The following is a 15,527-nucleotide window of genomic DNA, read 5'->3' on the forward strand; positions in this document are numbered from 1 at the left end:
GCGGTACCGCTCCACCCTTTCGTTCCACCCTTCAAACTTCACTTAAATCCGCAGGAGAAACACCATGGAATTCATCGCTCATCTGCAGGGCATGACCGCGATCGCGATCGGCATGATGGTCGGCCTGGGCGCGATCGGCGCCTGCCTCGGCATCGCGCTGATGGGCTCGAAGTTCCTCGAGTCGGCCGCGCGTCAGCCGGAGCTGGTCCCGATGCTGCAGGGCCGTATGTTCCTGCTCGCCGGCCTGATCGACGCCGCGTTCATCATCGCGCTCGCCGTCGGCCTGCTGTTCGCGTTCGGCAACCCGCTCCTCGGCGCCGTCCAGGCCGCCGCGAACGCTGGCTGATCGCCCGCTGTCCTGCTTCAAGGCCGCCCGCACTCGCGGGCGGCTGACCGGGCCCAAACGCCCGACTCGCGATCACCGGAGCTGTCATGAATATCAACATGACCTTCTTTGGCCAGATGCTCACCTTCGCGGTGCTGATCTGGGTCACCATGAAGTTCATCTGGCCGCCGTTGAACGCGGCCATCGAGGAGCGTCAGCGCAAGATCGCTGAAGGCCTCGCCGCGGCCGACAACAGCCAGAAGAAGCTGGAAGAAGCGCAGCAGAACGCCGACGTGGCGATCCGCGAAGCGCGCAGCAAGGCCAACGAGATCATCGAGCAGGCGCACCAGCGCGCGAGCCAGATCCTCGAGCAGGCGCAGTCCGAAGCGGTGGCCACGGCCAATCGCCAGAAGGATGCCGCGCAGGCCGAGATCGACGCCGCCGCGAACCGTGCCCGCGAGGAGCTGCGTTCGCAGGTCGCGTCGCTCGCCGTCGCGGGTGCCGAGAAGGTGCTGCGTCGCGAGATCGACCCGAACGCCCACCGCGCGCTGCTCGACGAGCTGGCCGCCCAGCTCTGACGGAGATGCATTGATGAGCCAGGCACTGACCCTTGCCCGTCCCTACGCCCGCGCCGCGTTCAACGCCGCGCGGGACGATGGCCGTGTCACCGCGTGGTCGCAGGCGCTGGCCTTCGCTGCGCGCGTCGCCGCCGACCCGCAGGCGCAGGCGGTGCTGAAGCATCCGCAGCTGACCTCCGACAACGCGTCGAGCCTGCTTGCGATCGACGGTGCCGATGCCTCGGTGCAGCGTTTCGTGACGATGCTGGCCGACAACCGCCGACTCGAACTGCTGCCCGAGATCGCCGGCCTGTTCGAGCAGCTGCGCGCCGAGGCCGAGCGCGTCGTCAAGGCGCGCGTGACCTCCGCATCGCAGCTCAGCGACGCCGAGCTCGCCGCGATCCGCGATGGCCTCAAGCGCCGTTTCGGTCGCGAGGTCGAGCTGGAATCGGCGATCGACACGTCGCTGATCGGCGGCGCGGTGATCGATGCCGGCGACGTCGTCATCGACGGATCGGTCAAGGGCAAGCTCGAGCGCCTGCAGTCGGCGCTCGCCGCGTAAGCCCACGAATTCATCTACTCCCGGCGTCCGCGTCGGAACCAGGGAAACTCCCATGCAGAACACGCTCAACCCGTCCGAAATCAGCGAACTGATCAAGACCCGCATCGAGCAGGTCGGTCTGGCCGCCGAAGCCCGCAACGAAGGCACGGTCACGTCGGTCTCCGACGGCATCGTCCGCATCTTCGGCCTGGCCGACGTGATGCAGGGCGAAATGATCGAGCTGCCGGGCAATACCTTCGCCCTCGCGCTGAACCTCGAGCGCGACTCCGTCGGCGCCGTCGTCCTCGGTGACTACGAGCACCTGCGCGAAGGCGCCGTGGCCAAGACCACCGGCCGCATCCTCGAAGTGCCGATAGGCGACCAGCTGCTCGGTCGCGTGCTCAATGCACTCGGCGAGCCGATCGATGGCAAGGGTCCGCTGGGCCACAGCCTGTCGGCACCGGTCGAGCGCGTTGCCCCGGGCGTGATCTGGCGCAAGTCGGTCGATCAGCCGGTGCAGACGGGCTACAAGTCGGTCGACGCCATGATCCCGATCGGCCGCGGCCAGCGCGAGCTGATCATCGGCGACCGCCAGACCGGCAAGACCGCGATGGCCGTCGACGCGATCATCGCGCAGAAGGGCACCGGCATTAAGTGCATCTACGTCGCGATCGGCCAGAAGAACTCGACCGTCGCGAACGTCGTGCGTCGCCTGGAAGAGCAGGGCGCGCTCGCGCACACGATCGTCGTTGCTGCGACCGCGTCGGAATCGGCCGCGATGCAGTACATCGCGCCGTACGCCGGCTGCGCCATGGGCGAGTACTTCCTCGACCGCGGCCAGGACGGCGCGCTGATCATTTACGACGACCTGTCCAAGCACGCCGTCGCGTACCGCCAGATCTCGCTGCTGCTGCGCCGTCCGCCGGGCCGCGAAGCGTATCCGGGCGACGTGTTCTACCTGCACTCCCGCCTGCTCGAGCGCGCCTCGCGCGTGTCCGAGGAGTACGTCGAGAAGTTCACCAACGGTAGCGTCAAGGGCCAGACCGGTTCGCTGACCGCGCTGCCGATCATCGAGACGCAGGCGGGCGACGTGTCCGCGTTCGTCCCGACGAACGTCATCTCGATCACCGACGGCCAGATCTTCCTCGAGACCGACCTGTTCAACGCCGGCATCCGCCCGGCCGTGAACGCGGGTATCTCGGTGTCGCGCGTCGGTGGCGCTGCGCAGACCAAGATCATCAAGAAGCTGTCGGGCGGCATCCGCATCGCGCTTGCGCAGTACCGTGAACTCGCGGCGTTCGCGCAGTTCGCGTCCGATCTCGATGAAGCAACCCGCAAGCAGCTCGAGCGCGGCCAGCGCGTCACCGAGCTGATGAAGCAGAAGCAGTACGCACCGCTGTCGATCTCCCTGCAGGCGCTGTCGATCTATGCGGTCGACAAGGGCTACATGGACGACGTGCCGGTGTCGAAGATCGGCGCGTTCGAAGCCGGCCTGCATTCGCACTTCACCAACACGCAGGGCGAGCTTGCCGACCGCATCACGCAGACCGGCGCGTGGGACGACTCGATCGAGAACACCTTCAAGCAGGTGATCGCCGAGTTCAAGCAGACGGGCAGCTGGTAAGCCCAGCCGTCATCCGGGCGCGGTGAATCGCGCCCGATCCCGGTTAGCAGCACACAAGCGAGCGAGAGATGGCAGGCGGACGCGAAATCAAATCGAAGATCAAGAGCGTGCAGAACACCCGCAAGGTGACGCGCGCGCTTGAAATGGTCTCCGCCTCGAAGATCCGCAAGGCGCAGGACCGCATGAAGACCTCGCGCCCGTACGCGCGGGTCATGAAGCAGGTGATCGGCCACCTCGCGCAGGCGAGCGGCGACTACCAGCATCCGTACATGGTCGAGCGTGCGAACGTGAAGCGCGTCGCGTACGTGATCGTGTCGAGCGATCGCGGCCTCGCCGGCGGCCTCAACAACAACATGTTCCGCAAGCTGGTCGGCGAGTTCCGCCGCTGGCACGAGCAGGGCGTCGAAATCGACGTCGTCACGATCGGCCAGAAGGCGTCGGTGTTCTTCCGTCGCCTGAAGGTCAACCTGATCGGCTCGGTCACCCACATGGGTGATATCCCGAAGCTCGAGCAGGTCGTGGGCGTGGTGAAGGTGGTGCTGGACGCGTACGAGGCCGGCTCGGTCGACCGCGTGTTCGTCTGCTACAACCACTTCGTCAACACGATGACTCAGCAGGCCACGTTCGACCAGCTGCTGCCGCTGCCGGCGTCGACGACGAAGGTCGCGCAGCACGACTGGGACTACATCTACGAACCCGACGCGCCGACGGTGCTCGAGCACGTGCTCTCGCGCTACATCGAGTCGCTGGTCTACCAGGCCGTGCTCGAGAACGTGGCGTCGGAACATGCGGCGCGCATGGTCGCGATGAAGGCCGCATCGGACAACGCGAGCAAGCTGATCGGCACGCTGCAGCTCGTCTACAACAAGGCCCGCCAGGCCGCGATCACCCAGGAAATCTCGGAGATCGTCGGCGGCGCCGCGGCGGTCTAAACGCCGCAACCCGCTGAGCGCGTCATCCGCGCTCGCATCCAACGAATCGATTTGCCAAGGAAACAACCATGAACGCTCAGGTCACTCCCAGCACCACGGGCACCATCGTCCAGATCATCGGCGCGGTCGTCGACGTCGAGTTCCCGCGCGATGCAGTGCCGCGCGTGTATGACGCGCTGAAGGTCGAAGGCACCGCGATCACGCTCGAAGTCCAGCAGCAGCTCGGCGACGGCGTGGTGCGCACGATCGCACTCGGCTCGACCGACGGCCTGAAGCGCAACCTGGTCGCAACGAACACCGGCAGCGCGATTTCGGTGCCGGTCGGCGCCGGTACGCTCGGCCGCATCATGGACGTGCTCGGTCGCCCGATCGACGAGGCCGGCCCGGTCGAAGCGTCGGCGCATTGGGAAATCCACCGCGCTGCGCCGTCGTACGAGGACCAGTCCTCGGGCAACGACCTGCTCGAAACCGGCATCAAGGTCATCGACCTGATGTGCCCGTTCGCGAAGGGCGGCAAGGTCGGCCTGTTCGGCGGCGCCGGCGTCGGCAAGACCGTCAACATGATGGAACTCATCAACAACATCGCGAAGGCGCACGCGGGTCTGTCCGTGTTCGCCGGCGTGGGCGAGCGTACCCGCGAGGGCAACGACTTCTACCACGAGATGAAGGACTCCAACGTCCTCGACAAGGTCGCGATGGTGTACGGCCAGATGAACGAGCCGCCGGGTAACCGCCTGCGCGTCGCGCTGACCGGCCTGACCATGGCCGAGTACTTCCGCGACGAGAAGGACGAGTCGGGCAAGGGCAAGGACGTGCTGCTGTTCGTCGACAACATCTACCGCTACACGCTGGCCGGTACCGAAGTGTCGGCGCTGCTCGGCCGCATGCCGTCGGCCGTCGGCTACCAGCCGACGCTCGCCGAGGAAATGGGCGTGCTGCAGGAGCGCATCACCTCGACGAAGACCGGTTCGATCACCTCGATCCAGGCCGTGTACGTGCCCGCGGACGACCTGACCGACCCGTCGCCGGCGACCACGTTCGCCCACCTCGACGCCACCGTCGTTCTGTCGCGAAACATCGCTTCGCTGGGCATTTACCCGGCGGTCGACCCGCTCGACTCGACGTCGCGCCAGCTCGATCCGAACGTCATCGGCAACGAGCACTACGACGTCGCGCGCAAAGTGCAGTCGACGCTCCAGAAGTACAAGGAGCTCAAGGACATCATCGCGATCCTCGGCATGGACGAGCTGTCGGAAGAAGACAAGCAGGCCGTGTCGCGCGCGCGCAAGATCGAGCGCTTCTTCTCGCAGCCGTTCCACGTGGCGGAAGTCTTCACCGGTTCGCCGGGCAAGTACGTCTCGCTGAAGGACACGATCCGCGGCTTCAAGATGATCGTCGAAGGCGAAGCGGATCACCTGCCGGAGCAGGCGTTCTACATGGTCGGCGGCATCGAGGAAGCCTTCGAGAAGGCCAAGAAGATCGCCGGCTGAGCCGACTGATCGACACGGCGCCGATGCGAGTCGGCGCCGACGCCCTCCGAACGAAACGAGAACACCATGGCATCCACCATCCGTTGCGACATCGTCAGCGCCGAGCGTGAGATCTACAGTGGCGACGCCGAACTGGTTGTCGCGACCGGCGAACTCGGCGAGCTCGGCATCGCGCCTAAGCACGCGCCGCTGATCACACGCCTGAAGCCGGGCAAGGTCGTCGTGTCCCTGCCGGGGGGCGAGAAGCTCGACTTCGCGATCTCCGGCGGCATCCTCGAGGTGCAGCCGAGCGTGGTGACGGTCCTGGCTGATACGGCCGTCCGTGCCGACGAGATTGACGAGGCGGCGGTGCGCGCGGCGAAGGACGAAGCCGAACGCATCCTCGCGCAGAAGGATCCGAAAATGTCGCTCGAGGAAGCGCAGAACCAGCTCGCGATGTCGATCGCGCAGCTGTCGGCGCTGGAGCGTCTGCGCAAGAACCTCAAGCACTGAGGTTTCGCGCGTCGTGTGCGAAGACGCCGGCCCTGGCCGGCGTTTTTGTTTGTGGGGATCGATTGGTGAGGGTTCGCGCATCACTGGAAGTCGCGCGAGCGCACCAGGAGAGAGCCGAGCAATTCGTTGAGGTTTTCCAGTCGCGTCGCGATGAGATGTCGCACGCCGTCCTTCGATTCGAGACGTCCACGCACCCGCATCAGCTTCGACTCCATCAGCGCCCGGCGATCACGCTCGGCGATACGGCGCTGTACGACGACGTTGACCATTCCATCCTCATCTTCGAGCGTGAGGAACGTGATGCCGCTCGCCGTCTGCGGACGCTGGCGGAGCGTAACAAGACCGGCGAAGGCGACGGCGCAATCATTCGGCAGCGTGGCGAGTTCGCGCGAGCGCGGGCATCCCTTTCGCATCAGCACGCTGCGAAGTCGCGACAGGGGATGCCGGTTGAGCGTGAGGCCGATCGTTTCGTAGTCGGTACGGATCTCGTCGTCGATATGCGGCATGGCGAGCGCGACGTTCGGTTCCACCGTTGGCATGTCGAAGAGCGGACGCTGTGCTTCGACACCCATCACCTGCCAGCGCGCCTTGTGTCGATGGCCGAGCAGGCCGCGGAGTGCGCCGGCGTCGGCGAGCAGATCGCGTTCGCGTCCATCGAGCGACGCACGCAGACAGAGGTCGGTGGCATCGGTGAACATTCTTTCGCTACGCGCCGCTTCGATGCGACGGGCGCATTTTTCGTCGAAACCTTTGATCAGGCACAGGCCGAGGCGCAGCGAGGGTTGGTGTGAAAGATCATCCGGCGCGCCACGGAATTCGAGCGAACAGTCCCAGTCGCTGTATCGGATGTCGACGGGGCGAATCTCCACGCCATGACGTCGCAGGTCCTGCACGATCTGGCTCGGTGAATAGAAACCCATCGGCTGCGAGTTGAGCAGCGCGGCAGCAAAGGCGACGGGCTCGTGGCATTTGAGCCATGCGCTTTGCCAGCAGAGGATGGCGAAGCTGGCCGCGTGTGATTCAGGGAAACCGTAGCTGCCGAAGCCTTCGATCTGCTTGAAGATGCGTTCGGCAAAATCCAGTGGATAGCCGTTCTTCAACATGCCGCCGATCAGCCGATTGCGATGCGTCAACACCGAGCCGTTGCGTTTCCAGGCGGCCATCGAGCGTCTTAATGCATCGGCATCTTCGCCGGAGTAGCTGGCGGCGGTCATCGCGATCTGCATGACCTGTTCCTGGAAAAGCGGGACGCCCATCGTGCGTTCCAGCACGGCGTCGAGCTCGGGCTTCGGACTTTTTGCAGGGGTGCCCATGCGCCGGCATTCCAGATAGGGCTGGACCATGTCGCCCTGGATCGGCCCGGGCCTGACGATCGCGATCTGGATGACCAAGTCATAGAAACAGGCCGGCTTCATGCGCGGCGCCATCGACATCTGCGCACGCGATTCGATCTGGAACACGCCGATGCTGTCAGCGCGTTGGATCATCTCGAAGACCTTCTGTCCTCGATCGGTGCGCTCGTCATCGAGCATGAGGTCGGCCGGCGTGATTCTTCGACGGCCGGTATCGGCAAGCAGGTTTAGTGTCTTGCGGATACAGGTGAGCATGCCGAGTGCGAGACAGTCGACCTTGAGCATGCCCATGTATTCGATATCGTCCTTGTCCCACTGCACGACGGTGCGGTCGTCCATCGCGGCGTTTTCGACCGGAACGAGGGTGGACAGCGGTTGCTCCGAAATCAGGAAGCCACCGGGATGCTGTGACAGATGGCGCGGGAAACCGATGAGCTGTTCGGAAAGACGCACCAGCCGACGCATCAATGGCGCATCGGGGTCGAAGCCACGCTCGCGCAAATACTGCGCAGCCGGCGCTTCGCCGCTCCAACGGTCGAGGCTGCGTGCGAGTTCGGAGATCTGGTCCTCCGGCATGCCGAGCGCACGTCCGACGTCGCGTACCGCACTGCGACCGCGATAGGCGATGACGACGGTCGCCAGTGCGGCGCGTTCGCGCCCATAGCGTTGGAAGACGTATTGCAGAACCTCCTCGCGTCGCTCGTGTTCGAAATCGACGTCGATGTCCGGCGGTTCGTTTTTTCGGTTCCTAGAAATGAAGCGCTCGAGCAGAAGATTGGCGTGGCCCGGCCGCAACTCGGTGATGCCGAGCGCATAGCAGACCGCGGAATTGGCGGCCGAGCCGCGTCCCTGGCAGAGGATTCCGCGTTCGCGCGCGAAGCGGACGACGTCGTGGACAGTAAGGAAGAATTTCTCGAATCCGAGTTCTTCGATCAGCTCGAGTTCCTTTTCGAGAAGCCGGCGCGCTTCGGCTTTCTGTACTTCGGTGGCCGGCAGTGCATTCCAGCGGGCTTCGATGCCGTCATCGACAAGCTTGCGCAACCAGCTCGATGCGGTGTGGCCATCACCGATCACCTCGTGCGGGTACTCGTAAGTGAGTTCGTGCTTGAGGTCGAACGTACAGCGCGATGCGATGCGAATGGTCTCGTCGAGAAGCTCGCGTGGATAAAGCGACGCCAGCGTCGTCCGGTCGCGAAGGTGGCGCTCGCTGTTGGGAAACAACGCGTAGCCGGCTTCGCGCAGCGAAGTGCGCAGACGTATGGCGGTCATTACGTTCTGCAACGTGCGACGGCCGCGGATATGCATGTGTACATCGCCGCTGGCCACGCAGGGCAAGGCGAGTTTCTTGCCTATTTCCTGCAGTTGCCGTGTTCGTGCGGCATCGTCGGGGCCGCGATGAAGCTCGACCGCGATCCAGCACCGCGACGGGAACCGTTCGGCGAGCCAGCGCCCTTGCGCGACATTGGACTCGGCACCGGGCAGCCAGAGTGCAAGCAGCCCATCGAGCGGACGATCGAAGTCGCTGGCGAGCAGGCGGTAGTGCCCCTTCTCGGCACGTCGACGGGCCACGGTGATGAGCGAACACAGCGCGACGTAACCTGCTTTCGATTCGACGAGAAGCACGCAACGCGGCCCATCTTCGATCGACATCTCACTGCCCACGATCAACGGCAGGTCGACATCCTTGGATGCCTGCAGGGCACGCACGATGCCGGCGAGCGTGCACTCATCGGTAATGGCGAGTGCTGCATAACCTTGGCGTTTCGCGCGTTGAAACAGCTCACGCGCGTTGGAGGCGCCGCGCTGGAAGCTGAAGTCGGAGAGGCAGTGCAACTCGGCGTAAGCCGGCAGCGCGTCGAGCGTCGGCAGCGCCATGGCTCAACCGAACAGGCCATGCAGAATGAAGTCCGTATCGGCGCAGGCATCGCGGAACGCCCAGAGCCGTTGCCCGGCCAAGGTATCGACGACGAAATAGTCGCGACGTATGTCGTTGTCGTCCCACCAGCCTGTTTCGATGCGCTCGGGCCCCGAACGCACGGCGTCGATGTGCTCACGGCAGGCCACAGGCATAGGCAGCAACCAGCCGGGACGCAACGGCATCGACTGCGGTAGCGAGCGTGCAAGACCTTCGTCGAGCACGACACATTCGGGGCGATGATCCGCACGCCAGCTTGGCGGCCGCACGGCAGTGTCGCCAAGGCGTGCGCGTAGCCGTTCGCGTAATTGCGGCCATGGCAGGTGCTGATGCGTGCGGGCATCGAACAGATCACCGGCTTCCGGCACGAACGGCGGAAGTTCAGCCGTACACAGCCGCAGTCCGCGTACTGGCGCGGGGACGTGTATCTGTTCGAGCCTGCCACGCGAGAGTTCGAACAGCGCCGCGGCTTCACGTTCGGGTGTCAGCAGGCCAATGACGACTTCACTGTCGGGCTTGCGCTCGTGTTCGAGCCAAAGGCTGAAACGCTGCACACCGCCGTCGCGGCTGCGCAGGAACGTCGAGAGATCCGCAGTCAGGCGACGCAACGGAAACAGGAGTGCCTGGCTGGATTCGACGTCGTACTCGAACTCGATTCGCGCTTCGAAGCGATCGGCTGGGCGATGCCAGGTCAACGATGCCGGTGTGCCTGTTTCGAGCCGGTCGATGTGATCCAAAACGGCAGTCGAAAAACGTCGCGCGATCGATGATCGCGGCAGGCCTTTTAGTTCGCGCCATCGACGAAGGCCCATGCGGGCGAGCGCGGTGCATACGTCGTGCGGCAAGCCGGTGCGCGCGATCGGTAATTCACCCAGTCGTGCACGCAGGCCACCCTCGTCGACAATCAATTCGTCCTGCACGTTTGCGAGCGCACGCGCAGCCCAGGGATTCGGTGCGATCACAACACGATGCCGGAAACCCATCGCCCGCAATTCCTCGCGCATGCGGGGGACGAGCTGGGTCCATGCACCGAACAGGCGTCGGCTGCGGCCGATCTCGAGCACGACGGAATGCGGCAGGTCGAGGCTGACCAGCGAGCTGTAGCTGTATGCCCAGGCGGCGAGAAGACGACGGCATCGATCGGCCGCATCGGCGTCGAAATCGATCGCACGGTAGGCGATGCCGAACGCCTGCGCGGCCGCCAGCGTCATGCCCGGGCGCAGGCCAAGGGCGCGTGCGCCCGGATTGACCGAATGCAGGATGCGACGCTGCCGCGGCCCGTGCACGAGTGCGGTCGGTGCGAGTGGATCCTCCATGCGACGCAGCACGTCGTCGAGCGCGAGCTGCGGCAGGAACAGGCAGGCCCATTGCATCTCAGGCGCTCCCGTCGCGCGGGAACGCGATCGGCCACGGCGGCGGATTCGAGCCACGGCACTTGAGGACGCGCAGGCGTCGCGTCGGCGCTGTCTCGATCGCGATGCGTAGCGGAGCAGGGGATGGATTGCGCGCCACACGGATCGGCCGGAATGCGAAGCCCGTGCAACGCCCGGTTTCGGCCGCGACCTGCAGGCGACGCACCAGGCGATCGTCGTCCGTCGCAGTCCAGCACAGCACCGCCGCGCAGGCGCCCGAACGCAGGCATTGCTCGGTCGCCCAGAGCGCATCCCGCGAATTGGCTTGCACGATGTAGAGCGAATCGAGCCGTACGCCCGCTGCATGCCAGGCCGGTGGATACGGGATGTAGGGCGGGGCGACCAGCACGACGGGCGCGCGTGGCTGCGCCAGGCGCGCGAGCGCCGGCCAGACCAGCTCCAGCTCGCCGACGCCGTCAGCGGGCAGCAGCACTTCATTGAGGCCGGAAGGCAGCCAGCCGCCGGCCGGAAGCACCGCATCGAGCGCTGCAAGGCCGGTGGAAACACCGTCCTGCGCGGGTGGCGACCCTGTTCGCCCGCGCCAGATCGGGCGTTCGCGGAGCAGGCGATCCAGCGCATGCACCTCACCCATCACGGTCTCTCCGATCGAGATGCAGGCGGGATGAGGCTGAAAAGTTCATGCTGTTAGTAATATTACTAACGGCGTGACGAGGCGGCTAGCCCGCCGGTCGTCTCACTAGCGCTCTGAGACGGCCGCAGTGTCCGGCCGTGGGTTCGCATCCAATGCGACCGCGCAACACGGCAGCCCAAGCGCATGCACTTTCCCGGCAACGCATCGCGCCAAGCTCATGCTCAGGCAAGGGAGATCGCCATGCGTCCTTTCGATATCCAGCGCGTCGACCACGTGGTGCTGCGCGTTACCGACCTCGAACGCAGTCGACGCTTCTACGTCGACGTGCTCGGTTGCACGATCGCGCGCGAACGCATCGATCTCGGGCTCGTGCATCTGCGAACCGGTGCGTCGATGATCGATCTGGTCGATGTCGCGGGCCGGCTTGGACGTCGTGGTGGCAATGCCGCCGGCACGACTGGTCGCAATGTCGATCACATCTGTCTGCGCGTCGAACCGTTCGACGAAGCAGCGATCCGCGCACACCTTGCAGCGCACGGCGTCGACGTACCGGAGGCCATGTCAACGAATTTCGGTGCGGAAGGCGATGGGCCTTCGCTTTACCTGAGTGATCCCGACGGCAATTCGATCGAGCTCAAGGGTGCTGCGACGTCCTGAGCGTCGAAGCACGTCCGATGTGGAACGCGCTTCGATCGGAGTCGAGGATCGAGCTGCCATGACGCGGCAGCTCGCGCCCGATACTCAGATATTCACCTTCGTCATCCCATCCGCCGGATAGCGCGTACCTGCCACCGGATGCGCATCCAGCACCGCGTCGATGCGTGCGACTTCATTCGCATCCAGCGTGATGTATGCGGCCTGCGCGTTTTCATCGAGGCGCTCGATCTTGCGCGTGCCGGGAATCGGCACGATGTCCTCGCCCTGCGCGAGCAGCCAGGCGAGCGCGAGTTGCGCGGGCGTGCAGCCACGCGTCTGCGCGAGATCTTTCACCGCATCGACCAGCGCCTGGTTGCGCGTGACGTTCGCATCCTGGAAACGCGGATGGTTGCGGCGCGCGTCGTTGGCAGCGAGTTCCTGCGCATTCGGCAGCACGCCGGTAAGGAAGCCACGGCCGAGCGGGCTGTAGGGCACGACGCCGATGCCGAGTTCGCGGCAGGTCGGCAGGATGTCGGTCTCGATGTCACGCGTCCACAGCGAGTATTCGCTCTGCAGCGCGCTGATCGGATGCACGGCGTGTGCGCGGCGGATTGTCGCGGCCGACGCTTCCGACAGCCCGAGATGGCGCACCTTGCCGGCGTCGACCAGGCGCTTCATCGCGCCGACGGTGTCTTCGATCGGCACGTTCGGATCGACGCGATGCTGGTAGTACAGATCGATCGTCTCGACGCCAAGCCGCTCGAGGCTCGCATCACACGCGCTTGCGACGTACTCCGGCCGGCCGTTGACGCCGAGATGCGCACCGTCGGGCGCGCGCATGTTGCCGAACTTGGTCGCCAGCACCACGTCGTCGCGACGCGTCTTCAGCACCTTCGACAGCAGCCGCTCGTTCTCACCGACGCCGTACATGTCCGCGGTGTCGAGGAAGCAGATGCCGCGATCGAGTGCGTGGTTCAACACCGCGAGGTTGGTCGCTTCCTCGCTCGGGCCGTAGAAGTCGGACATGCCCATGCAGCCGAGCCCGATCGCCGAAACGGTCAGGCCCTGGCCGAGGGTGCGGCGGGGAAAGTTCGTCATCGCAGCCTCCAGAAAAAAGAGAGCGTAGCGAACATGACGTTAGCCGGCGGCGACGCGCATTGCTGGTAGCCGAGCGTCAGAGCGACGACCGGGCCCGCAAGGCCCGGTCGCCGATTTCATCGGACTGCCGAAGTGTTGCAACTCAGGTTGAGTCGATCGATGACCTGGCGTTGAGCGTCGACCATTGCAGCGCTATACGCGCCGTACGCTTCGTCGATCGACCCCGCCCAGTTCATGGAAGCCGGCTGCGCTCGAACGATGAAGCTCCCGCCATTTGCCGGCACGACCTCGTACACCGCCACCGGTACCTTGGTGGTCGTGTTCTGGCCGAGATACAGCTGACGGATGCGGATGCGCAAAGGCGGCGCGTCACCCGACGTCTCGAACCCGGCGGCAACGAACCGGGCGCGTACGACATCCGCTGCATTGGCGAATTCGAACGCCTTTCGACCGAGGCCGCCGGACTGGCTGCCGCCGTCGCGCGCATCCTCCACACCGTCCAGCCGATGCGGGCATCGCAACGCCGTTGCCCGCGCCGCGCGGCCCGCCGGCGACGGAGCGAGGCGGTTGGCGTCCATCGTCTGGTGAATGACAGTTGATGCACAGCCCGTGGCGAGCACCATGCCCGCCGCCAGAAGGGCGCCGCGAAGCATCAGTGCGCGCCCGACGACGCGGGTGCAGCGTCTACCGGCGCGGCCGGAGCCGCGGATGCGGCCGGGACAGCAACCGGCACTTCAGCCGCCGCCGGCGCGACCGTCGCCGTGTTCGCATCCGCCGCCGGCGCTGCGACCGCCAGCCGCAGTTCCTCGCTCACCGGACGGAAACCCTGGATCGACTGCATGGCGCCGCGGCCTTGGCGCACCCATACGTAATCGTCCGACTTGCGCACTGGCAGACCATCGAAGCCCACGCCATGCACGATCGTCGACTGCCGCGCCGGCTTCTGATCCCACTGCGCGCGACCTTCGGCGGAGAAGTCCTGCACGAGCATGTCGACGACCTGGTCGACGCCCATGTCGAGCATGGCGGCAAGCTGTGCTGATCCCAGATGCACCCAGCGATCCCGATCCGACGTGCCGTCGGCGCCCGGCGTCAGCGGAAACCGGAACGCATACGTGCGGTTGAAGCGCGTGCTGGTCTTGACCTTGCCGTTGGACTTCACCGTGCGGTCGACGAGCTGCGCGTTCAACGTGACGCTCATCTGCTTGAAGGTGTTGTCGACGCTGTAGCGCGGTGAGAGCACCAGAGCGCTGGGTGGCATCGTCGACTTGTCCTGCGACGCGTCCACCGCGTCCCACACCGTCGGCATGACGCTGATCGTGGGATGGGGCGTCAGCCCCGGCGACGCCAACCGTTCGCGCACGACCGATTCCACGCGCGGTGCAAAGTGGTAGTCGAGCAGGAGATCGCGAAGCGGAACCACCTGTTCCTCCGCCTTCTTGGCTTCCGCGTTCTGGATACCCGCGCCGATCAGTGCGCCGATCAGTCCGAATTGAGCGCCCACCGCCGCAGCGGTGTCCGGCACGACGACGTCCAGTTCCTTCTGATGCAGCACGACTTCGACCGGAAGCGAATCGGCGACCGGCATCGGCGGCGGCGCCTGCTTTGCCGACGACGCGAACGAAAACGCTGCCAGCCCGAGGGCCAGGCAAATGCGACGAACCATTGAGTTCCCCTGATGAATGAGCCGAGCGTGTCGGCGGGCTTCCCCAAGCCCGCCCGCATTTTCCTTCAGCCGATTGCAGGAGGAAAGCCGCACTGCGGCATGAACGTCTATGCCAGCCGCGTCGCCGCGAACGCGCGCATCGCGGCCGCCAGCCATTCGGCGAAACCGGGCGCGATGGCTTCGTACCGCGCGACGAAGTCCGGATGGCCGACGTAGAAGTCGGCGAGCCCGGCATAGGCCGCTGCATCGGGCGGACGCGGCCAGCTGCGGCCGACCCAGTCGCGATGGCGCGCGATCAGCTGCTGCACGCGCGGCGTGTCGACCGCATCGCCTTCGGCCATCGCTGCCGCGAGCGCGCTTTCGATATCGCGCAGTTCGGCAACGAAGCCGGCCTTGTCGTCGGCCGACCACGTGGACATCGTGCGACGCGCGTGCTCGATGCCGCGCTCGCCGTCCTCGCCGTATTTCGCTTTGACCTCCGCCTCGTAGGCGGCCTGCTTTTCCGCGTCGAAACCGTCGAACAGCGTCTGTCCGTTCATCGTCGTGTCCTCATCCAGAGTGGCGACCGTGTGGTCGATGGTGCGGATGAGGCGATGCAACTGCCCGAGGCGTTCTTCGAAGCGCGCGCGATGCTCGAGCAGCGCGGCCTTCAGGTCGAAGGCCGGGTCGTCGAGTACCGCCGCGATGCGCGCGAGCTCGAAACCGAGCTCGCGGAAGAACAGCACCTGCTGCAGGCGCAGCAGTTCGGCGCGGCCGTAATAGCGGTAGCCGTTGCCGCCGACTTCGGCCGGCACCAGCAGCCCGATCGCATGGTAGTGGTGCAGCGTGCGAACGCTGACGCCCGAAACCTTCGCGAGTTGCCTGACCGTGTAACGCATCGCATCACCTCATCCGT

General features: G+C 65.5%; 15 protein-coding genes. 8 read left to right on the plus strand and 7 right to left on the minus strand.

Features of this window, described 5'->3' with window-relative positions:
• The first annotated feature begins 64 nt into the window (after positions 1-64).
• The 7 genes from atpE (at position 65) to ACVWWW_RS03570 (ending at position 5,961) form a co-directional block, all read left to right on the plus strand.
• Entirely contained in the window at positions 65-346 is a 282-nt protein-coding gene (atpE, locus tag ACVWWW_RS03540; RefSeq protein ID WP_027083855.1) for a F0F1 ATP synthase subunit C, read from the plus strand.
• An 86-nt stretch (positions 347-432) separates the two neighbouring features.
• Positions 433-903, plus strand: a complete 471-nt coding sequence (locus ACVWWW_RS03545) for a F0F1 ATP synthase subunit B (RefSeq protein ID WP_027083854.1) — start codon at positions 433-435, stop codon at positions 901-903.
• 13 nt (positions 904-916) lie between these two features.
• The gene (locus ACVWWW_RS03550) at positions 917-1,444 is read left to right on the plus strand and encodes a F0F1 ATP synthase subunit delta (RefSeq protein WP_027083853.1); all 528 of its coding nucleotides are present in this window, start codon (positions 917-919) and stop codon (positions 1,442-1,444) included.
• A 52-nt stretch (positions 1,445-1,496) separates the two neighbouring features.
• Positions 1,497-3,047 carry a F0F1 ATP synthase subunit alpha gene (gene atpA / locus ACVWWW_RS03555; RefSeq protein WP_456998636.1) on the plus strand — a complete coding sequence of 517 codons (1,551 nt, stop codon included), beginning with the start codon at positions 1,497-1,499 and terminating at the stop codon, positions 3,045-3,047.
• Positions 3,048-3,115: 68 nt separating this feature from the next.
• A complete protein-coding gene (gene atpG / locus ACVWWW_RS03560; RefSeq protein WP_027083851.1) occupies positions 3,116-3,979 on the plus strand; it encodes a F0F1 ATP synthase subunit gamma in 864 nt (287 codons plus the stop codon).
• Positions 3,980-4,047: 68 nt separating this feature from the next.
• Positions 4,048-5,469 carry a F0F1 ATP synthase subunit beta gene (atpD, locus tag ACVWWW_RS03565; protein WP_027083850.1) on the plus strand — a complete coding sequence of 474 codons (1,422 nt, stop codon included), beginning with the start codon at positions 4,048-4,050 and terminating at the stop codon, positions 5,467-5,469.
• A 66-nt stretch (positions 5,470-5,535) separates the two neighbouring features.
• A complete protein-coding gene (locus ACVWWW_RS03570) occupies positions 5,536-5,961 on the plus strand; it encodes a F0F1 ATP synthase subunit epsilon (protein WP_027083849.1) in 426 nt (141 codons plus the stop codon).
• Positions 5,962-6,041: 80 nt separating this feature from the next.
• On the opposite strand, the gene ACVWWW_RS03575 is transcribed toward ACVWWW_RS03570, so the two are convergent.
• From ACVWWW_RS03575 to imuA, 3 genes are read right to left on the minus strand one after another with little or no spacing between them, the layout of a single operon-like run.
• Positions 6,042-9,188 carry an error-prone DNA polymerase gene (locus ACVWWW_RS03575; protein ID WP_027083848.1) on the minus strand — a complete coding sequence of 1,049 codons (3,147 nt, stop codon included), beginning with the start codon at positions 9,186-9,188 and terminating at the stop codon, positions 6,042-6,044.
• Between the two features lie 3 nt (positions 9,189-9,191).
• Positions 9,192-10,601 carry a Y-family DNA polymerase gene (locus ACVWWW_RS03580; protein WP_027083847.1) on the minus strand — a complete coding sequence of 470 codons (1,410 nt, stop codon included), beginning with the start codon at positions 10,599-10,601 and terminating at the stop codon, positions 9,192-9,194.
• Position 10,602: 1 nt separating this feature from the next.
• Entirely contained in the window at positions 10,603-11,232 is a 630-nt protein-coding gene (gene imuA, locus ACVWWW_RS03585; protein WP_027083846.1) for a translesion DNA synthesis-associated protein ImuA, read from the minus strand.
• A 240-nt stretch (positions 11,233-11,472) separates the two neighbouring features.
• Between imuA and ACVWWW_RS03590 the strand changes: the two genes are divergently transcribed.
• Positions 11,473-11,889, plus strand: coding sequence for a VOC family protein (locus tag ACVWWW_RS03590; protein WP_027083845.1), 417 nt, complete (start codon positions 11,473-11,475; stop codon positions 11,887-11,889).
• An 84-nt stretch (positions 11,890-11,973) separates the two neighbouring features.
• Here the strand turns inward: ACVWWW_RS03590 and ACVWWW_RS03595 are convergent, their stop codons facing one another.
• The 4 genes from ACVWWW_RS03595 to ACVWWW_RS03610 all read right to left on the minus strand — a co-directional run bounded on the left by ACVWWW_RS03595 (position 11,974) and on the right by ACVWWW_RS03610 (position 15,510).
• The gene (locus ACVWWW_RS03595; RefSeq protein ID WP_036143198.1) at positions 11,974-12,966 is read right to left on the minus strand and encodes an aldo/keto reductase; all 993 of its coding nucleotides are present in this window, start codon (positions 12,964-12,966) and stop codon (positions 11,974-11,976) included.
• Positions 12,967-13,082: 116 nt separating this feature from the next.
• Positions 13,083-13,619 (minus strand): hypothetical protein, encoded by a 537-nt coding sequence (locus ACVWWW_RS03600; RefSeq protein WP_027083843.1) that lies wholly within the window; start codon positions 13,617-13,619, stop codon positions 13,083-13,085.
• Positions 13,619-14,632 (minus strand): hypothetical protein, encoded by a 1,014-nt coding sequence (locus tag ACVWWW_RS03605; RefSeq protein WP_027083842.1) that lies wholly within the window; start codon positions 14,630-14,632, stop codon positions 13,619-13,621. Before ACVWWW_RS03605 ends, ACVWWW_RS03600 begins: the two co-directional genes overlap by 1 nt.
• A 107-nt stretch (positions 14,633-14,739) precedes the next feature.
• On the minus strand, positions 14,740-15,510 hold the full coding sequence (locus ACVWWW_RS03610) for a MerR family transcriptional regulator (protein WP_027083841.1): 771 nt from the start codon (positions 15,508-15,510) through the stop codon (positions 14,740-14,742).
• Positions 15,511-15,527 lie beyond the last annotated feature (17 nt).

The organism is Lysobacter sp. HA18 (genome assembly GCF_054057595.1).

Bases quoted from the DNA above. Each gene is read 5' to 3' on its own strand.
- atpG (WP_027083851.1), top strand. From the start codon at position 3,116: ATGGCAGGCGGACGCGAAATCAAATCGAAGATCAAGAGCGTGCAGAAC.
- ACVWWW_RS03545 (WP_027083854.1), top strand. From the start codon at position 433: ATGAATATCAACATGACCTTCTTTGGCCAGATGCTCACCTTCGCGGTG.
- ACVWWW_RS03610 (WP_027083841.1), bottom strand. From the start codon at position 15,510: ATGCGTTACACGGTCAGGCAACTCGCGAAGGTTTCGGGCGTCAGCGTT.
- imuA (WP_027083846.1), bottom strand. From the start codon at position 11,232: ATGGGTGAGGTGCATGCGCTGGATCGCCTGCTCCGCGAACGCCCGATC.
- ACVWWW_RS03595 (WP_036143198.1), bottom strand. From the start codon at position 12,966: ATGACGAACTTTCCCCGCCGCACCCTCGGCCAGGGCCTGACCGTTTCG.
- atpA (WP_456998636.1), top strand. From the start codon at position 1,497: ATGCAGAACACGCTCAACCCGTCCGAAATCAGCGAACTGATCAAGACC.
- ACVWWW_RS03600 (WP_027083843.1), bottom strand. From the start codon at position 13,619: ATGCTTCGCGGCGCCCTTCTGGCGGCGGGCATGGTGCTCGCCACGGGC.
- atpE (WP_027083855.1), top strand. From the start codon at position 65: ATGGAATTCATCGCTCATCTGCAGGGCATGACCGCGATCGCGATCGGC.
- ACVWWW_RS03605 (WP_027083842.1), bottom strand. From the start codon at position 14,632: ATGGTTCGTCGCATTTGCCTGGCCCTCGGGCTGGCAGCGTTTTCGTTC.
- ACVWWW_RS03570 (WP_027083849.1), top strand. From the start codon at position 5,536: ATGGCATCCACCATCCGTTGCGACATCGTCAGCGCCGAGCGTGAGATC.
- atpD (WP_027083850.1), top strand. From the start codon at position 4,048: ATGAACGCTCAGGTCACTCCCAGCACCACGGGCACCATCGTCCAGATC.
- ACVWWW_RS03590 (WP_027083845.1), top strand. From the start codon at position 11,473: ATGCGTCCTTTCGATATCCAGCGCGTCGACCACGTGGTGCTGCGCGTT.
- ACVWWW_RS03580 (WP_027083847.1), bottom strand. From the start codon at position 10,601: ATGCAATGGGCCTGCCTGTTCCTGCCGCAGCTCGCGCTCGACGACGTG.
- ACVWWW_RS03550 (WP_027083853.1), top strand. From the start codon at position 917: ATGAGCCAGGCACTGACCCTTGCCCGTCCCTACGCCCGCGCCGCGTTC.
- ACVWWW_RS03575 (WP_027083848.1), bottom strand. From the start codon at position 9,188: ATGGCGCTGCCGACGCTCGACGCGCTGCCGGCTTACGCCGAGTTGCAC.